This window comes from Variovorax sp. P1_H12_2 (assembly GCF_056405335.1).
Genome location: NZ_JBFUCI010000689.1, coordinates 1 through 1,756 on the forward strand (window position 1 = coordinate 1; position 1,756 = coordinate 1,756).

General features: G+C 66.2%; 1 protein-coding gene. It reads right to left on the reverse strand.

Going from position 1 to position 1,756, the window contains the following annotated elements; genetic code table 11:
• Nucleotides 1–158: 158 nt before the first annotated feature.
• Nucleotides 159–1,756: amylo-alpha-1,6-glucosidase (locus AC1D2K_RS34225; protein WP_478094822.1), on the reverse strand; the 1,598-nt coding region annotated here is incomplete at its 5' end.

The following is a 1,756-nucleotide window of genomic DNA, read 5'->3' on the forward strand; positions in this document are numbered from 1 at the left end:
GCCTTGCGCAAGGCCACGCGTCGCCGACAAGGGTGTCGACCGCGTGCGCAGTCCGGGCGAAGCGGCGGGCTCCAGGCCGAACAAGCGGCACATAAGCGTGCCACGGAGGCGCAACAGGCCTGCAGGGCCGCGAAGACAACGCGCGTGGCCGGCGGCCGTTAGAGGCGCACTTCGACGCGCGTGGGTGACGCGCCGCCTTCCGGCTCGACGAAGGCCACCACGCCGCCCTCCACCCGCCGGAACGCCAAATCGAATCGGCTTGCGCCCACGGAAACGTTGCCGATGTTCAGTGAATCGATGCCGACGGGCAACCGAGGTCTGTTGATGAGCATGTCGTCTGCCTGTGCGTCGATTTCCACCCCCAGGCACGCCTGCAGCAGCATGAACACCGATCCAGCAGCCCAGGCCTGCGGAAGACAGGCTACCGGGTAGGCGGTGGGCGATTCGCCTGGCGAACGCTTGAATCCGCAAAACAATTCGGGCAGGCGCAGCCCGAAGAACGCGGCGGCCTCGAAAAGGTTGTTCAGCAGATGGACGGCGCCATCGCGGTCGCCATACCGCGCCACCCCCGCGGCGCAAAGTGCCACGTCGTGCGGCCAGACAGAGCCGTTGTGATAGGACATCGGGTTGAAGCGCGCCATGTTTGAAGGCAGCGTGCGCACGCCCCATCCGGAATCAAAAGCGCCCGAAAGAAGATGCCGAGCCACGATGCGGCCACGTTCGGGCGAGGGGAGGCCGCTGAACAAAAGGTGGCCGGCGTTGGAAGCGCGCACGCGGCATGGGCTGCCCTTACCGTCAAGCGCGATCGCATAGAACTGGAGATCGTCCTGCCAGAAGGCTTGCTCCACCCGGGCCGCCAGGGACGACGCAGACTCGCTCCACCGTGCAGAAGCAAGGTCATCGCCGCGGCCGGTTGCCAGCGACGCCATACCGCGCAATGCTGCATACGTGTAGCCCTGTACCTCCACCAAGGCGATCGGTCCAACCGGCGAGCTGCCGTCTTCGTGGAACACGGAGTCGTGGCTGTCCTTCCAGCCCTGGTTGGCGAGCCCGGTGGCCTCTCCGCGTGCGTAGCTTAGGAAGCCGCCATGGCGTGCCACGTTGCCCTCGATCCACGTCATTGCCGCCACCAGCGCGCTCCATATGCCGTTGATGAATGCGGAGTCTGCGGTGCGCTGGGCGTAGGCTGCGGCCAGCATTACGAACAACGGGGTGGTGTCGACGCCGCCGTAGTACTGGCCGAAGGGCAATTCGTTGACCGCCGCCATTTCGCCCTTGCGCGTCTCGTGCATGATCTTGCCCGGCTCGGCGTCCCGGAAGGTCGACGTCTCGAGCGCCTGGTGAGCCGCCAGGAAAGAAAGCACCCCACGCGCAAGGGCCGGATCGATCCAGAGCGTCTGCATCGCCGTGATCACCGCATCGCGGCCGAAGGGCGTCGCAAACCATGGAATGCCGGCGTAGGGATACGGGCCGGTGGGCAATTCGGTGGTCAGCAACGCGAGGTCGGCCTCGGACTTGTCGATCCATGCCTGGAACAACCGATTCGATACACGCAGCCGCGCACCACGGCGGCGGTGCAGCCGCAGGATGCAGCGTGCCTGCGCCGCGGCATCACGGTAGCTCTGGCGCGACGGCAGGGTCTGCGCGGTCCCGACCTCGACATACAACGTCCAGCGTGCGCGTCCGGCTAGAAACACCTCGAATTCCGCGTGGCCTTCGGTCAAGCGTTGCGGCACCTCCGAGAACGACACCACGG